Genomic DNA, 13,643 nt, shown 5'->3' on the forward strand with positions numbered 1-13,643 from the left:
AGATGATGCGCGTCACCGACACAGCTTGAAGTCGACCGATGCGGGGCGGCCGGGTAACGCCAGCGTCGCCTGCGCTGCGGGTTGCCGGCTGACCACCTGGCCGCGCCGAATCACCGCGAGCCGTGCAGCCCTCAGGCGGATCGCCTCGATAGGATCGCGTGCGTCGAGCCATACCAGGTCGGCATGGCAGCCGGGCGCAACGCCATATCCTTCGAGGCCCAGGATCCGTGCTGGCGTCTGCGTAATTGCGGTAAAGCAAGCACGGCTTGCATCAACGCCGGTCATCTGGGCGACGTGCAGCGCCATATGGGCGACTTCCAGCATGTCGCCCGAACCGAGCCCATACCACGGGTCCATCACGCAATCGTGACCGAACGCAACATCGATGCCGGCAGCCAGCATCTCCGGCACACGTGTCATGCCACGCCGTTTCGGATAAGTGTCCGCACGCCCCTGCAACGTGATGTTGACTAGCGGGTTGGCAATCACGGCCACGCCGGCTTCGCGGATCAAGGGCAGCAATTTGCTCACGTAGTCGTTGTTCATCGAGTGCATCGACGTCAGATGTGAGCCGGCAACACGACCTTGCAACCCAAGCCGGTGCGTTTCGGCGGCCAGCGTCTCGATATGGCGCGACATCGGGTCGTCCGATTCGTCGCAATGCATATCCAATCGCAAATCTTTTTGCGCCGCAAACTCGCACAATAGTCGAATTGACTCGGCACCATCGGCCATGGTCCGCTCGAAATGCGGGATACCGCCCACGACATCCACGCCTAGCGCGATCGCGCGCTTTAAGTTGTCGAAAGCGCCGGGACTGCGCAACAGGCCATCCTGCGGAAATGCGACTAATTGAAGATCGAGATACGGCGCGACGCGGCGCTTGACTTCGACGAGGGCTTCAACGGCCAGTAGCCTCGGATCGCAAACGTCCACGTGCGAGCGGATCGCCAGCAATCCACGCGCGACGGCCCAATCGCAGTATTGCAGCGCGCGCTCGAGCACTGCGTGTTGCGTGAGTGTCGGCTTCAGTTCACCCCATAGCGTGATACCCTCGAGCAGCGTGCCTGACGCGTTGACCCGTGGCAACCCATACGACAGTGTCGCGTCCATATGAAAATGCGCGTCAACAAACGGTGGCGTGACCAGCTTGCACTGCGCATCGATTTCTTGTGATGCGGTCGCCACCAGCGCCGGCTCTACCGCGACGATACGCGTGCCGCTTATGCCGATATCGATTTGCGTACGCCCGTCGGGCAACGATGCGTTACGGAGAATCAGATCCATCAGAAGCTCCTTCGTGCTAGGGCGTTCCGACGTTGCATGTTGGTCGCATGCTGGGACTAGGCGTGCAAAATTGTCATATCAAGTTGGATATGCCGATCGCGCATTCGCAATCTCCATCAATCAGTGGTACTCGTTTATGCTATTGTGCAGCGACTTTCTCGCCGTACCACACTTCGTCTCGCGCAGGCGGTGCGACGGACACTGCATGTCGCGCTGCAAGATGCGCATGGGATTTAACGCGCCACTTCTCAAGCCGACATAGCGCGAATGACGCATTGCCCTGCTATCGCTTCTCCCCGAGCACGAATAGTACGCGGTGATTTTAAAACTTACTGTTATCGTCCCAGACATGCCTTGTAGAAGGACAGCTCGGGAGGGCCGCACGTGGCGAGGACCGACAGTTTACCGAATCGAGCTTCGCTTCAGAAACGAACCCCCTGCTTCAGCCTTGCGGCAAGTAAACGGAAAGGTCTGCCGCGGAAAGGTACGCAGCACGTTGACACCCCCTAGCGGATTGCATCAAGCGCGCGGACGGCCGTATCCACTTCCTTCTCAAGCAGGAATTGGTATAGTCACACCGATCCGCCCGCGCGGCTCGCGTATAATGGATACGATAATCAACCATTATTTATTGGCGTAACCGCATGTATGGTCAATGCGCTCGGTCGTCGGACGCTGTAACCTTGGCCGCAATGCAAGCTCTAACCAAACAGTAAATCCCTGATAACCCCACCAGCACGTAAATAATACGAGCCACAACCGATCCAACGCCGAACATCACCGCGACGAGATCAAACTGAAACAGTCCGACCAGTCCCCAGTTAATAGCACCAATGATGACAAGCGCGCCGACAATCCAGTCGAGTAGGTTGGAACGTGCGCCACAAGCGGTCACAATAGTCATAGCAATCTCCTAAAAAATGTAACGATACGGGGTGAACTAACTGCCTGCGATTACCGCAAACAGCGTGCCTGCACGGGTTCCTATAGTCGAATGGCTGTGGCGCAGCACCAAGTATGAGCAAGTCTATTTGAAAACGTACGAGTCGGTCTCAGTCTGGTTGTTGACGGCGGATTTGTCACAGCGATTTTGCAGCAGCGCATCCAGTTGCTACGCTCATCGGCGGCGCGCCACAGTGCATACGGCCTGCCCACCGGATGGGTTACAATAGCGGCGCACTAACTCATACGTCACCTTCACATCGCGCTTAAGCAGTAGTCTTTTACGGTATCCTCGGTGCCCTGCCTCGTATCCCTTCTAAAAGTTCATGCCTAATCCGTGGCATAACGCCTTTTCTACCAGCTGCGTCTTCGTGAATGACGTATCCATTTTTAGCACACTCAATCAACTCTTTTGCAAAAACACTGCTTCGATGTTGCCAGTTTCCCGCTGCATTGCTCAACATTTCTTTATATTGGTTGATGTTTTCTTCAGTCGGATTTTGAGCGGCATTGTTATGTGCAGCGACAAGATGGTCAGGCACGTCCGTTAATAAGCGGAACATATGGCCTCTATCAAACGCTCCCTGTATCCAACCTTGATTGATTGATCCAGACCAATCTGAGAACGGGTTGATATTAAGGAATTCGCCTTCCGTTGGCTCTCGACTTGCTGACCTATTCCGATTTAGCCAGTTATTTACACCGCTTATCCTATCCCCTCCGTTCTCGCCCCCCAAGCGTCCCAATACGCGCACCGGCACATGTTGCCGTCGATCACTCGTTACCCACTCCTCAATAGCGGCAGCGCGCTTGTCGATTTCGCGCATCGCCGGGCTTGGACGAGCGGTTGCGCCGAAACGCGACGCAACGGTGTTGAGTATTGCTTGTAGCTCACCGTAATACCGCTGCATCCGCGCAAACGAACTGAGTTCTCCCTCATGCTCATGTAAAATTCTTGCAACTTTAGCTCTTTGTTGCGCTTTTACTTTCATCGCTCGCGTTCTCATTGCCAACCTCCATTGTTTCCGTGGTCAGTGATCATCACGCGCCCATAGCAGGACTAGCCTCATAGGCTAACGCTTTCATAATTCACCAGCCTTGTCAATGCTGTAATTCGCGTCTTGCCTTAAGCGTACAAGAGGACTTATTGGTCCAAGGGCCACGTAATTTTTCTGGAATCACTGACATCGGCAAACGCGTTTATTTTTGCGTGTCGAACACATTGGCCCAACCATAGCAGGGCCGCCATCACCGTAAGTGCTCCACCAATCCGGGTAGCAAGTTGCATAAACGGCATCAGTGGCAGACGTTGGCCGCGGTGACCAACGCCCAACGAGAAAACCGGTTGCCATCAGTACCAGCACCGTGACAAGTGCTGTGGCAAGGCGCACGTACCCGCTCCTGCGCCATTTGCACAAGCCGGGGGCCGAAGCACGGCATCGTGATCCTATGCCCAGAGCGTTACGATGACTGGCTCACGCGCCGAAAGCCAAAGTTGCCCAGACTTTCTTAAGTCTGCTGCCGCCTGACGAATTTGTCGCAGAACCAGCATCGTTGCCACGCAAGAGCCGCGAGGGCCACACAGCGGACTAAAGCCGGACTAACGCTATCATAAGCGGCACCATCGTTTTCTCTACCACCTCCAAGGTGGGTAGCTAGATGGGTAGCCAGATAGCCCACTACCATTGAAACATAGCCGCAAAGCCGATCCTGTCGCGGCACTCACTCAAACATGAAAATCGCCACGTGGAACATCAATTCATTAAAAGTCCGCTTGCAACACGTCATCGACTGGCTCGCCATGAGCCGTGTCGACGTATTGTGCTTGCAGGAACTGAAGCTGCCCGACGACAAGTATCCACGCGCGGCACTTGAAGCGGCCGGCTACCGCAGCTGGTTTTCCGGACAAAAAACCTATAACGGCGTCGCAATCCTCGTACGCGACGGTTTGCCGGTCGACGAAGCGGTCGTCATACGGAACATTCCCGGCTTTGACGACCTGCAGCAACGCTTGATTGCCGCGACCATCGACGGCGTGCGCGTGGTCAGCGCTTACTTTCCCAATGGGCAGGCGCCGGGCTCCGACAAATTCGCGTACAAGCTGTCATGGCTGGCCGCGCTGCGTGAATGGGTCGCCGCCGAAATGCGTGCACACCCGCAGTTCGCGCTAATGGGCGATTATAATATCGCGCCGGAAGATCGCGACGTGCACGACCCACAAGCGTGGGAAGGACAGAACCTCGTGTCACCCGCGGAGCGCCATGCCTTCCGGTCGCTCGTCGAACTCGGGCTCGTCGATGCCTTTCGCTGCTTCGAGCAGCCTGACAAGTCGTTCTCGTGGTGGGACTACCGGATGCTGGCCTTTCGCCGCAACGCAGGATTACGCATCGATCACATCCTGCTGTCACCGTCGCTCGCGCAGTGCTGCAGCGCGTGCGAGATCGACAAGACTCCGCGTCGCTGGGACCAGCCATCGGACCATGCGCCGGTAATCGCGACGCTGGAGCGCTAAGCGGGCAGCGCCCCGATCGCGCCGTCATGATTCCAGTTGCAGCTCCTGGATCTTGCGGGTGATCGTATTGCGTCCGATGCCAAGCCGCTCGGCGGCTTCGACCTTGCGGCCGCGCGTGAAATCTAGCGCCTCGCGGATCACCGCGGCTTCGAAGCGGCGCGCCAGCCCGTCCATCACCTCGGGCGAGTTCTCGCGCAGCAGTCGCGCCACTTCGGTGCGCAAGCCGACCTCCCATGCACTGATCTGGGGCAATACCGGCGTGCACGCGCCACTGCCAGGACCGGCCAGCGGCGTCACGCCGCTGCGCGCCAGTGCTGCGGCACGGGCATCGCCGAACGGGGACGCCGCTGCTGCGCCGGCGGCGCCGACAGCCTTGCCGATCAGCAGCCCTTCATTGGCCACGGCGTGCGTCGACGATTGTCGCTCTGTGACCAGTTCCGGTGGCAAATCCTTGATCTCGATGGTCTGCGCGGGCGGCATCACGGTCAGCCAGTTGCACAGATTCTCCAGTTGGCGCACGTTGCCAGGAAACGGCAGCGACGCCAGGTACGCCAGCGTTGCATCGGTGACGCGCTTGGGCTCGACACCCAGCTCGCGCGCGCTCTTTTGCAGGAAATGTCGCGTGAGCAGCAAAATGTCCTCGCTGCGTTCCCGCAACGGCGGCAGCCGCAGCCGGATCACGTTGAGCCGGTGATAGAGATCCTCACGAAACAATCTCTGCCGCACCCGCGTGTCCAGATTCTGATGCGTCGCCGCGATCACCCGCACGTTCGCCCGCAAAGGACTGTGGCCGCCGACGCGGTAGAACTGCCCGTCCGAGAGCACACGCAACAGTCGCGTCTGCAGATCGAACGGCATATCCCCGATTTCGTCCAAGAACAGTGTGCCGTTCTCGGCTTGCTCGAAGCGGCCCTGCCGCATCGCCTGCGCGCCAGTAAACGCCCCACGCTCGTGCCCGAATAGCTCTGATTCAAGCAGATCTTTGGGAATCGCCGCCATGTTCAATGCGATGAACGGTCCATTAGCGCGCGGGCTGTGCCGATGCAGCGCACGAGCCACCAGTTCCTTGCCGGTCCCGGACTCGCCAGTAATCAGCACCGTCGCCACGGAATGGGACAACCGGCCGATCGCGCGGAACAGGTCCTGCATCGCCGGGGCCTGCCCGAGCATCTCCGGTGCCTCGGCGAGCCGGTCATCGTAGCCTTGTTCGCCGCGCATGCTCTCATCAACGGCGCGGCGGATCAACTCGACCGCCTTATCGACGTCGAACGGCTTGGCCAGATACTCGAACGCCCCGCCCTGGAAGGCTGCGACGGCGCTGTCCAAGTCCGAGAATGCTGTCATGATGATCACCGGCACCTCCGGCCACTGCTCGCGCACCGCATTGAGCAGTTCGAGCCCCGAGCCGCCCGGCATTCGGATATCCGATACCAGCACTTGTGGCTGGTCCTGCGCAAATGCGGCCAGCGCGTCGCGCACGCTGGTAAAGCTACGGGTGGCGAAGTTCTCGCGCGCCAGTGCCTTCTCAAGCACCCAGCGTATCGACTGATCGTCGTCAACTATCCAAATTGGCTTCATAAATTTATTGGGCGTTTTTCTTCAATATCTGCGTGCGCGCACCTGTCGCCTGCGCGCCGATCATCGAGTCAGCGGCAATAGGATCTGAAATTCGGTATGACCGGGACGGCTTTCCACTTCGATCAACCCTTCGTGCTGCTGCACAAAGGTCTGCGCAAGCGTGAGCCCGAGCCCGCTGCCCTCTTCCCGTCCCGACACCAGCGGATAGAAGATTCGGTCACGGATCTCCTCCGGTATGCCGGGGCCATTGTTGATTACGCGCAAGTCCAATGCCAGCTTGCACAACCGCTTGGCGATCGTCACCTTGCGCGCGATGCGCGTACGCAACTCGATATGCGCGTCACCTTGCGAGATGCGCTCCTTGAGCGCCTGCGTCGCATTGCGCACGATATTCAGCAACGTCTGGATCAGTTGCTCCTTGTCGCCGCGAAACTCCGGCACGCTCACATCATAGTCGCGCTCGATCGTCAGCCCTCGGGGAAACTCGGCCAGGATCACTGTGCGTACCCGTTCGCAGACCTCGTGGATGTTCACGTCGCCGACGATGTGCGGATGGCGGTGCGGTTCGAGCAGCCGGTCTACCAGCGTCTGCAACCGGTCGGACTCCTTGATGATGACCTGCGTGTATTCGTGCAGGTCGTAGCGCACCTCGCGCTCGCCCAACTCGAACTCAAGCAACTGCGCCGCGCCGCGAATGCCGCCAAGCGGATTCTTGATCTCGTGCGCCAGATTGCGAATCAACTGCTTGTTGACCGACGTCAGGTCATGGATGCGCTCCTCTCGATCGCTGCGCAATTGCTGGTCGTTGGCGAACAGCTCTAGCAATACGTAATCCGATGCTGCCTCGAGGTAGCCCACGATCACGTGCACACGCAACGGCTCGCGCAGCTGGCGCTCCAGTGTGGCATCCAGGTGCGTCGCCTGGAACCGGTTGTCGGCAATCGCTGCGATGGTCGTCACCAACTCGTCGCCATTGGAGAACAGATCCGGCCACGTGGTGTGCTCCAGTTGCCGACGCGACATCTCGAGCATCGACTCGGCCGATGGATTCGCATACGCCACGCGCAGTGTCCGCTTGTCCAGCACCAGCACGACCGTCGGCAGCGCGTCGAGCCCAGGCAGTAGCCCAGAGCAGCACAGCGCTGAATCGTCCAGCGTATCGGATTGGTTTTGTTTCAATTTGGTTAGGTTCTTCAATACCATCGAGCCGGTCCAACTGAGTAGGGTTAACCCCGTCGCTGTCTCACACCACCGTACGTGCGGTTCCGCATACGGCGGCTCATGAATAACGCTGGAGGCACTGTTGGGTATCCGTCACAGTTCTTTTACCCACGCCGTCAGCCGTTTGACGCTGTCGGGCGCAACACGCAGCCGCGCCTGACGATGCACTGTCAAGCACGCGCCGCGGCACGCCGTCACGCCTAATAGTGGCAACGCCAGGAGAGGATGCTGAGCTGGACATCGTCCGCCTCGTACACCAGGCGATGAGTGTCGTCGATGCGGCAGGACCCAAAGCCCGAGAGATTCGCCTTCAGCGGTTCGGGCTTGCCGATGCCGTTGAAAGGCGTGCACTGTGCCTCGCGAATGAGCTGGTTGATGCGCTTGAAGGCTTGGCGATCTTGCCCCTGCCAGTAGATGTAATCGTCCCATATATCGAGCGTAAAAAGCACGCGGCGCACGCTCATTCAGCGTCTTCGACCAGTTTGCCTTCTTTTGCCATGCCCTTACGCCACTGTGCAATCGAACGCTCGAGGTAAGCGACGTTGGCTGGCGAACGCAACAGATAAACCGTCTCCATCATGCTGTCGTCATAGTCCTGCGACATAATAACGGCGTTTGGCGCGTCGCGGCGCGTGATGAGTGAAGCCCCGGGCCAACGTCCAGCCAACTCGGACAAACAGCTTTGCCTACGTCGTACCCTGCTTGCTAACGAGCAGGGTACGACGCTCATGGAAACGCTCAATCACCTATTCGAACGCCGCTCCTTCAAACCCATTCGGACTTCCGACATGGATTATGCCGCGCGACTGCCGGAGCGCTGAAATGGGGATAACCGTGGCCCACTCGACGATTGGGTTCAGAGGTGTCCAGCGCCGAGTAACAGGTTATCCATGCGTCAACGAACAATACCCAGTTATTTATAAGGCTTTATGAACAGTTGGGCGAGCAGCGACAATCCGAGCTTAGGCCTCTTCTTAAAGGTGATGACGGCACTCGTCTTGCATCGCGCCAATTGAAAACACCCGCAGGTGATTTGTTGCATTTCTGCGCCGCGCCGCCGGCGAAAACCATAAACTACTCATTTTTAATCCAGTGGTCGGCTCGGCCGTCGGCGCATTAAGGTACAATAGAGGATCTTGTGGGGCCGCCGGTCGTCGTAAAGAACAGCTGGCATTATTTATGCGCATACGCAGGGTAAGAAGGCCAAAAAGCAAAGCGGTATTTGATCATCGAACGTGATAACTATCGTGGCCCAAGCGGTTAGTCTGCAATCAGCCTTTTACATAGAGGCCATGCCAGCGCTTCGTCAGTCTGAGACGTTGGCACAGGCATACAAGTGAGTTGAACCAGTTCGCATCCGTCCAGGATATTTTTAACTTAACATAGGGAATGAACATGTCCACATACCAAGAGTTGCGCGCTCAAATTGAAAAGCTTGAAGCGGAAGCAGAAGCCTTACGGGCGCAGGAATTGGAAACGGTGGTTGCACAGATGCGTGAGAAGATCACCGAATTGGGGATCACGGCCGAAGATTTATTTGGACGTAGGCGTCAAGCTCGCGGCGCTGCACGCGCGACGCAGCCGGAGCCGAAATACCAAAATCCCAAAACGGGTGAGACCTGGAGCGGTAGAGGTCGGGCACCGTCATGGATTGGAAAGAATCGCGAGCGCTTTTTGATCCAAAAATAAGGCGGAACGGCATGTTGGTGAAGGAGGCGAATATGCCACTGTGTGCCGCATTATCTTTTGTTGCACCGGCAAATTAGTGCCAAAAAACAAGTGCGTGGGAGCATCGGCTTAGCAAGGCGGTGGATCAATTCGCCAAACGTGCCCGCTTCGCAGATGGCTCCGGCGTCAGCCGCATCGTGCTTGTTCGTCTTCACGTATGGTTTCACGAATTGGGGAGCCATCAGCTTGACGGTGTGCCCAAGCGCCTGGAGCTTGCGAGTCCAATAGTGGGTGCGGGCGGTAACGCGCAATGGGCGCACCGCACCGCCTACCGGACAGCGCGCCCCATCGCTCAGAGCGAGTAGTACATCTCGAACTCGATCGGGTGCGTGGTTTGACGGAAGCGTTGCAGCTCCTGCGTCTTGAGTTCGATGTACGCATCCAGCATCGAATCCGTGAACACGCCGCCGCGCGTGAGGAACTCGCGATCGGCATCGAGCGCGTCCAGCGCCGTGTCCAAATTCTCGCAGACGGTCGGGATCTTTGCGTCCTCTTCCGGCGGTAGATCGTACAGGTTCTTGTCCGCGGCCTCGCCCGGGTGGATCTTGTTTTGCACGCCATCCAGACCGGCCATCAGCAGCGCCGAGAAGCACAGATACGGGTTGGCCATCGGATCCGGGAAACGCGTCTCGATCCGGCGCGCCTTCGGGTTCGACACGTGTGGAATCCGGATCGACGCGGAACGGTTACGCGCCGAATAGGCGAGCTTGACAGGCGCTTCGAAGTGCGGCACCAGCCGCTTATACGAGTTCGTGGTCGGGTTCGTGATCGCGTTCAACGCACGGGCGTGCCTAATGATGCCACCGATGTAAAACAGCGCGAACTCGGACAGGCCCGCATAGCCGTTGCCTGCGAACAGGTTTTGACCATCCTTCCAGATCGATTGGTGCACGTGCATGCCGGAACCGTTGTCGCCCACTACCGGCTTAGGCATGAACGTCGCACTCTTGCCGTACGTATGGGCCACGTTCTGCACGACGTACTTTAAAATCTGCGTCCAGTCAGCGCGTTGCACTAGTGTCGAGAATTTCGTGCCGATTTCGTTCTGGCCGGAACCGGCGACCTCGTGGTGATGCACTTCGACCGGCACGCCCAGTTGCTCGAGCAACAGGCACATCTCCGAGCGCATGTCCTGAAACGAATCGACCGGGGCAACCGGGAAATAGCCGCCCTTGACGCCCGGACGGTGACCGCTGTTGCCGTGTTCGAACTCCCTGCCCGACGACCAGGCGGCCTCTTCGGAACCAATCTTGACGAAGCAGCCCGACATATCGATGTTCCACTGCACCGAATCAAAAATGAAGAACTCGGGCTCCGGGCCAAAAAACGCGGTGTCCCCCAAGCCCGTGCTCTTCAGGTACGCCTCGGCGCGCTTGGCGAGCGAACGCGGGTCGCGCTCATAGCCTTTGCCGTCCGATGGCTCGATCACGTCGCAGGTGAGGACCAACGTCGGTTCCTCGTAGAACGGGTCGATATACGCAGTGTTCGGATCCGGCAGCAGCAGCATATCCGACGTTTCGATTCCCTTCCAGCCGGCAATTGAGGAACCATCGAACGCGTGGCCGGCTTCAAACTTGTCCTCGTCGAACGCCGACACCGGCACCGTCACGTGTTGCTCTTTGCCGCGGGTGTCGGTGAAACGAAAATCGACGAACTTGACGTCCTCGTCCTCGACGAGTTTGGTGACGTCGGCCACGGTTTTAGTCATTCCTTTCTCCTGGTGAACAATGGGGACGATATCGCCCCCCGATTCCGGCCTCCCGGTCATGCAACGGGATCGGGCCTGATTAGAGCACACTTCATGCCAATTTATAACGCAAGGACACTGGACACGCCCAATTACGGTGCTTACGCACTACCGCGACCTACGATCAGCGTATCGCCCGCCCTCGTCGCAGCGCATCGCGCACAAATTTGGTGCAATTTCGATGAGTAGCGACGAACATGCCCCTATTAGGGGCAAAATGACGATAACACACCAACGTCGCGCACCCTGTCGCTGCCTAGGCGGGTCATTCTACGACGACGCTAAAATAAAAGTATTGCACTTTGGACACCGTGATGACTTCCCAGGACGCAATTTACGCAGCAGCCGAGCAGCGTCGCGCGCAACACCAGTTGCAGTATGCCGGCGCGCTGGCGCCAGGCGAGGCATTCGAGCTGTTAGCGCTGGAGCCGGGGGCCCGGTTGATTGACATACGCACTCGCGCGGAACTGGACTGGGTCGGCCGCCCGGTCGTCGGGAACGGCCAGTACATACACATCGAGTGGACGCGATACCCAGGCGGCGTCCCCAACACCGAGTTCGTCGAGCAGCTATCCCAAGTCGCGATGCCGCATACGCCGATCCTGCTGCTATGCCGCAGCGCCGCGCGCTCGAAGCTGGCTGCAGTGGCAGCGGCGAACGCAGGCTTCATGCGCGCCTACGATATTCTGGAAGGTTTTGAGGGCGACAAAGACGCTCAAGGACACCGCAAAACGGTCGGCGGCTGGTGTTTCCGCGGCTTGCCCTGGGTGGGCGCCTAGGCTCGAGGACACCGCGCCATGGCGCGTCAACCAGCACCGTGGCCGCGCCGCCCACACCGCAGTACCCAAGTCGGGTATCTTCCTAACTTAGGCTGGCTGAGTCAAAGCTGGCTAAGCCAAGCCAATTCCCCTGAGAGCAGGCGCCCAGCCACTGCGTTCGCGCCCATCGCCCCGGCGCGACCTCGGATGCGGCAGCCCAACATGCCGCCTCGCTGCAACGCCGCACGCCCGTCGCGGTTGCCGCAGGCGACGACGGGTGTGGTGTAACGTTCCGAAAAAAAGGGCACTGGACTGACACGGTTGACGCACGTAGGATTTCGTGCAGTTTCAAATCCTTGACATGATACGGTCAGCAAGCGCTGCACAATACAGCCTGCTGCCTGGGCACACGCGTACAGCTCGCTCACTCAACCGCACGATGATGTACTGATAAACCAGGCACGGACCACGTCGGCTCGTCGTCGCAGCCCTTCCCCGCCATCACATCCCAACGATTTGCTCGACCATGCAGAAAGACGAACAACAACAAGCTCGATCATCCGATGCGCCGCGCGCCGTGGCGCGCCGCACCCGCACGCGCGCGTTGCAACTGGCTACGGGGCTCGTCGCGGTCGTCGTCGTGCTGCTTTGGTGGCATCCGTGGCAACGTGATGCCATGCGCGGCACGCCAGGCGCCCACGCCAGCGGCGCAGCCACGGGCAGTGCCGGCAGGCCGCCTGGCGCGCAGCGCGGCGGCGGCGCGTTCGCGAACATGCCACAGCCGGTCAAAGTCGCGACCGTAGTCCATGGCCAGATGCCGATCGTGATCAATGCGCTGGGCACCGTGACACCGCTCGCGACGGTGACCGTGCGCACGCAGTTGAACGGCACGCTGATGTCGGTTAATTTCCAGGAAGGCCAACTCGTCAAGCGCGGCGATGTACTAGCACAAATCGATCCACGCCCCTACGAGATTTCACTGCGCAACGCCGAAGGGCAACTGGCGAAGGACCAAGCGCTGCTACGACAGGCGGTGTCGGACCTGAACGCGTACCAGGCGTTGCTCAAGCAGGATTCGATCTCGCGCCAGCAGGTCAACACGCAGGCCTCGCTCGTCGAGCAGTACCGCGGCCAAGTGAAGTCGGACCAGGCGACGATCGATACGTACAAGCTGGACCTGACCTACGCGCGGATTACCGCACCGGTGACAGGCCGAGTAGGACTGCGTCAGGTGGATCCGGGCAACTACGTGACCACCAGCGATACAAACGGCATTGTCGTGATCACGCAGATGCAGCCCATGAGCGTCGTGTTCACCACGTCCGAGGACAACCTACAAGCCATTCTTAAGCAATGGACCGCGGGTGCCAAGATGTCCGCGACCGTCTACGACCGCACCAACAGCCGGCCGTTGGAAACCGGCGAGTTGCACACCATCGACAACCAGATCGATACGACCACCGGCACCGTGAAACTGCGCGCGGTATTCCAGAACGCGAGGCAGGCATTGTTCCCGAATCAGTTCGTCAACGTGCGGCTACTCGTCGACACGATCCGCAACGCGACCCTCGTACCGACTTCCGCGGTACTCAATGGCTCGATGGGAACATTTGTCTACGTGGTCAAAGCCGACAACACCGTCACCGTGCGCCCAGTGAAAACGGGTGCGGTCGATGGCGAGCGCACCAGCATCGTCTCCGGCCTGGCGGTGGGAGAGCGTGTCGTCATCGAGGGCTCAGACCGGTTACGGGAAGGCGCCAAAATCACGATTCCGGCCGCGACCGCCAGTGGCAGCTCGGCCGCGTCGGCAGGCCAAGCGGCGCGTGACGCACGTCACGCGTCGGCCGTGCACGGCCACACGCGCTAACCG

At 59.2% G+C, this 13,643-nt stretch carries 12 protein-coding genes and 2 pseudogenes; 4 read left to right on the forward strand and 10 right to left on the reverse strand.

Going from position 1 to position 13,643, the window contains the following annotated elements:
• Positions 1-12: 12 nt before the first annotated feature.
• From B0B13_RS08300 to B0B13_RS19275, 4 genes are all read right to left on the reverse strand, one after another.
• Positions 13-1,287 (reverse strand): amidohydrolase family protein, encoded by a 1,275-nt coding sequence (locus tag B0B13_RS08300; RefSeq protein ID WP_076795631.1) that lies wholly within the window; start codon positions 1,285-1,287, stop codon positions 13-15.
• A 652-nt stretch (positions 1,288-1,939) separates the two neighbouring features.
• Positions 1,940-2,191, reverse strand: a complete 252-nt coding sequence (locus tag B0B13_RS08305) for a DUF378 domain-containing protein (protein WP_076795634.1) — start codon at positions 2,189-2,191, stop codon at positions 1,940-1,942.
• A gap of 319 nt (positions 2,192-2,510) precedes the next feature.
• Positions 2,511-3,221, reverse strand: coding sequence for a hypothetical protein (locus tag B0B13_RS17900; RefSeq protein ID WP_139337372.1), 711 nt, complete (start codon positions 3,219-3,221; stop codon positions 2,511-2,513).
• 152 nt (positions 3,222-3,373) lie between these two features.
• Positions 3,374-3,526, reverse strand: coding sequence for a hypothetical protein (locus B0B13_RS19275; RefSeq protein ID WP_306666077.1), 153 nt, complete (start codon positions 3,524-3,526; stop codon positions 3,374-3,376).
• A 435-nt stretch (positions 3,527-3,961) separates the two neighbouring features.
• Here B0B13_RS19275 and xth point away from each other — a divergent pair, with 435 nt between their 5' ends.
• Positions 3,962-4,741: an exodeoxyribonuclease III gene (gene xth / locus B0B13_RS08310; protein ID WP_076795637.1), complete on the forward strand. Its 780-nt coding sequence runs from the start codon at positions 3,962-3,964 to the stop codon at positions 4,739-4,741.
• A gap of 24 nt (positions 4,742-4,765) precedes the next feature.
• Here the strand turns inward: xth and ntrC are convergent, their stop codons facing one another.
• From ntrC to B0B13_RS08330, 4 genes and pseudogenes are all read right to left on the reverse strand, one after another.
• Entirely contained in the window at positions 4,766-6,319 is a 1,554-nt protein-coding gene (gene ntrC / locus B0B13_RS08315; protein WP_076795639.1) for a nitrogen regulation protein NR(I), read from the reverse strand.
• A gap of 60 nt (positions 6,320-6,379) precedes the next feature.
• Positions 6,380-7,522 (reverse strand): nitrogen regulation protein NR(II), encoded by a 1,143-nt coding sequence (gene glnL / locus B0B13_RS08320; RefSeq protein ID WP_076795642.1) that lies wholly within the window; start codon positions 7,520-7,522, stop codon positions 6,380-6,382.
• Positions 7,523-7,740: 218 nt separating this feature from the next.
• A complete protein-coding gene (locus tag B0B13_RS08325; protein ID WP_076795644.1) occupies positions 7,741-8,004 on the reverse strand; it encodes a Txe/YoeB family addiction module toxin in 264 nt (87 codons plus the stop codon).
• Positions 8,001-8,183: pseudogene (locus B0B13_RS08330) on the reverse strand (type II toxin-antitoxin system Phd/YefM family antitoxin); the annotation flags it as partial. The gene B0B13_RS08325 and the pseudogene B0B13_RS08330, both read right to left, overlap by 4 nt.
• Before the next feature lie 752 nt (positions 8,184-8,935).
• Between B0B13_RS08330 and B0B13_RS08335 the strand changes: the two are divergent.
• A complete protein-coding gene (locus tag B0B13_RS08335) occupies positions 8,936-9,229 on the forward strand; it encodes an H-NS histone family protein (RefSeq protein WP_076787803.1) in 294 nt (97 codons plus the stop codon).
• Between the two features lie 137 nt (positions 9,230-9,366).
• Here B0B13_RS08335 and B0B13_RS17910 read toward each other — a convergent pair.
• Both B0B13_RS17910 and glnA read right to left on the reverse strand, forming a co-directional pair.
• Positions 9,367-9,498: pseudogene (locus B0B13_RS17910) on the reverse strand (IS110 family transposase); the annotation flags it as partial.
• A gap of 62 nt (positions 9,499-9,560) precedes the next feature.
• Positions 9,561-10,976 carry a type I glutamate--ammonia ligase gene (gene glnA, locus B0B13_RS08345; RefSeq protein WP_076786634.1) on the reverse strand — a complete coding sequence of 472 codons (1,416 nt, stop codon included), beginning with the start codon at positions 10,974-10,976 and terminating at the stop codon, positions 9,561-9,563.
• Positions 10,977-11,329: 353 nt separating this feature from the next.
• Here glnA and B0B13_RS08350 point away from each other — a divergent pair, with 353 nt between their 5' ends.
• Both B0B13_RS08350 and B0B13_RS08355 read left to right on the forward strand, forming a co-directional pair.
• Entirely contained in the window at positions 11,330-11,794 is a 465-nt protein-coding gene (locus B0B13_RS08350) for a rhodanese-like domain-containing protein (RefSeq protein WP_076795652.1), read from the forward strand.
• Positions 11,795-12,299: 505 nt separating this feature from the next.
• On the forward strand, positions 12,300-13,640 hold the full coding sequence (locus tag B0B13_RS08355; RefSeq protein WP_076795655.1) for an MdtA/MuxA family multidrug efflux RND transporter periplasmic adaptor subunit: 1,341 nt from the start codon (positions 12,300-12,302) through the stop codon (positions 13,638-13,640).
• Positions 13,641-13,643 lie beyond the last annotated feature (3 nt).

It is taken from the genome of Burkholderia sp. b14 (assembly GCF_900156195.1).
GTDB lineage: Bacteria > Pseudomonadota > Gammaproteobacteria > Burkholderiales > Burkholderiaceae > Mycetohabitans.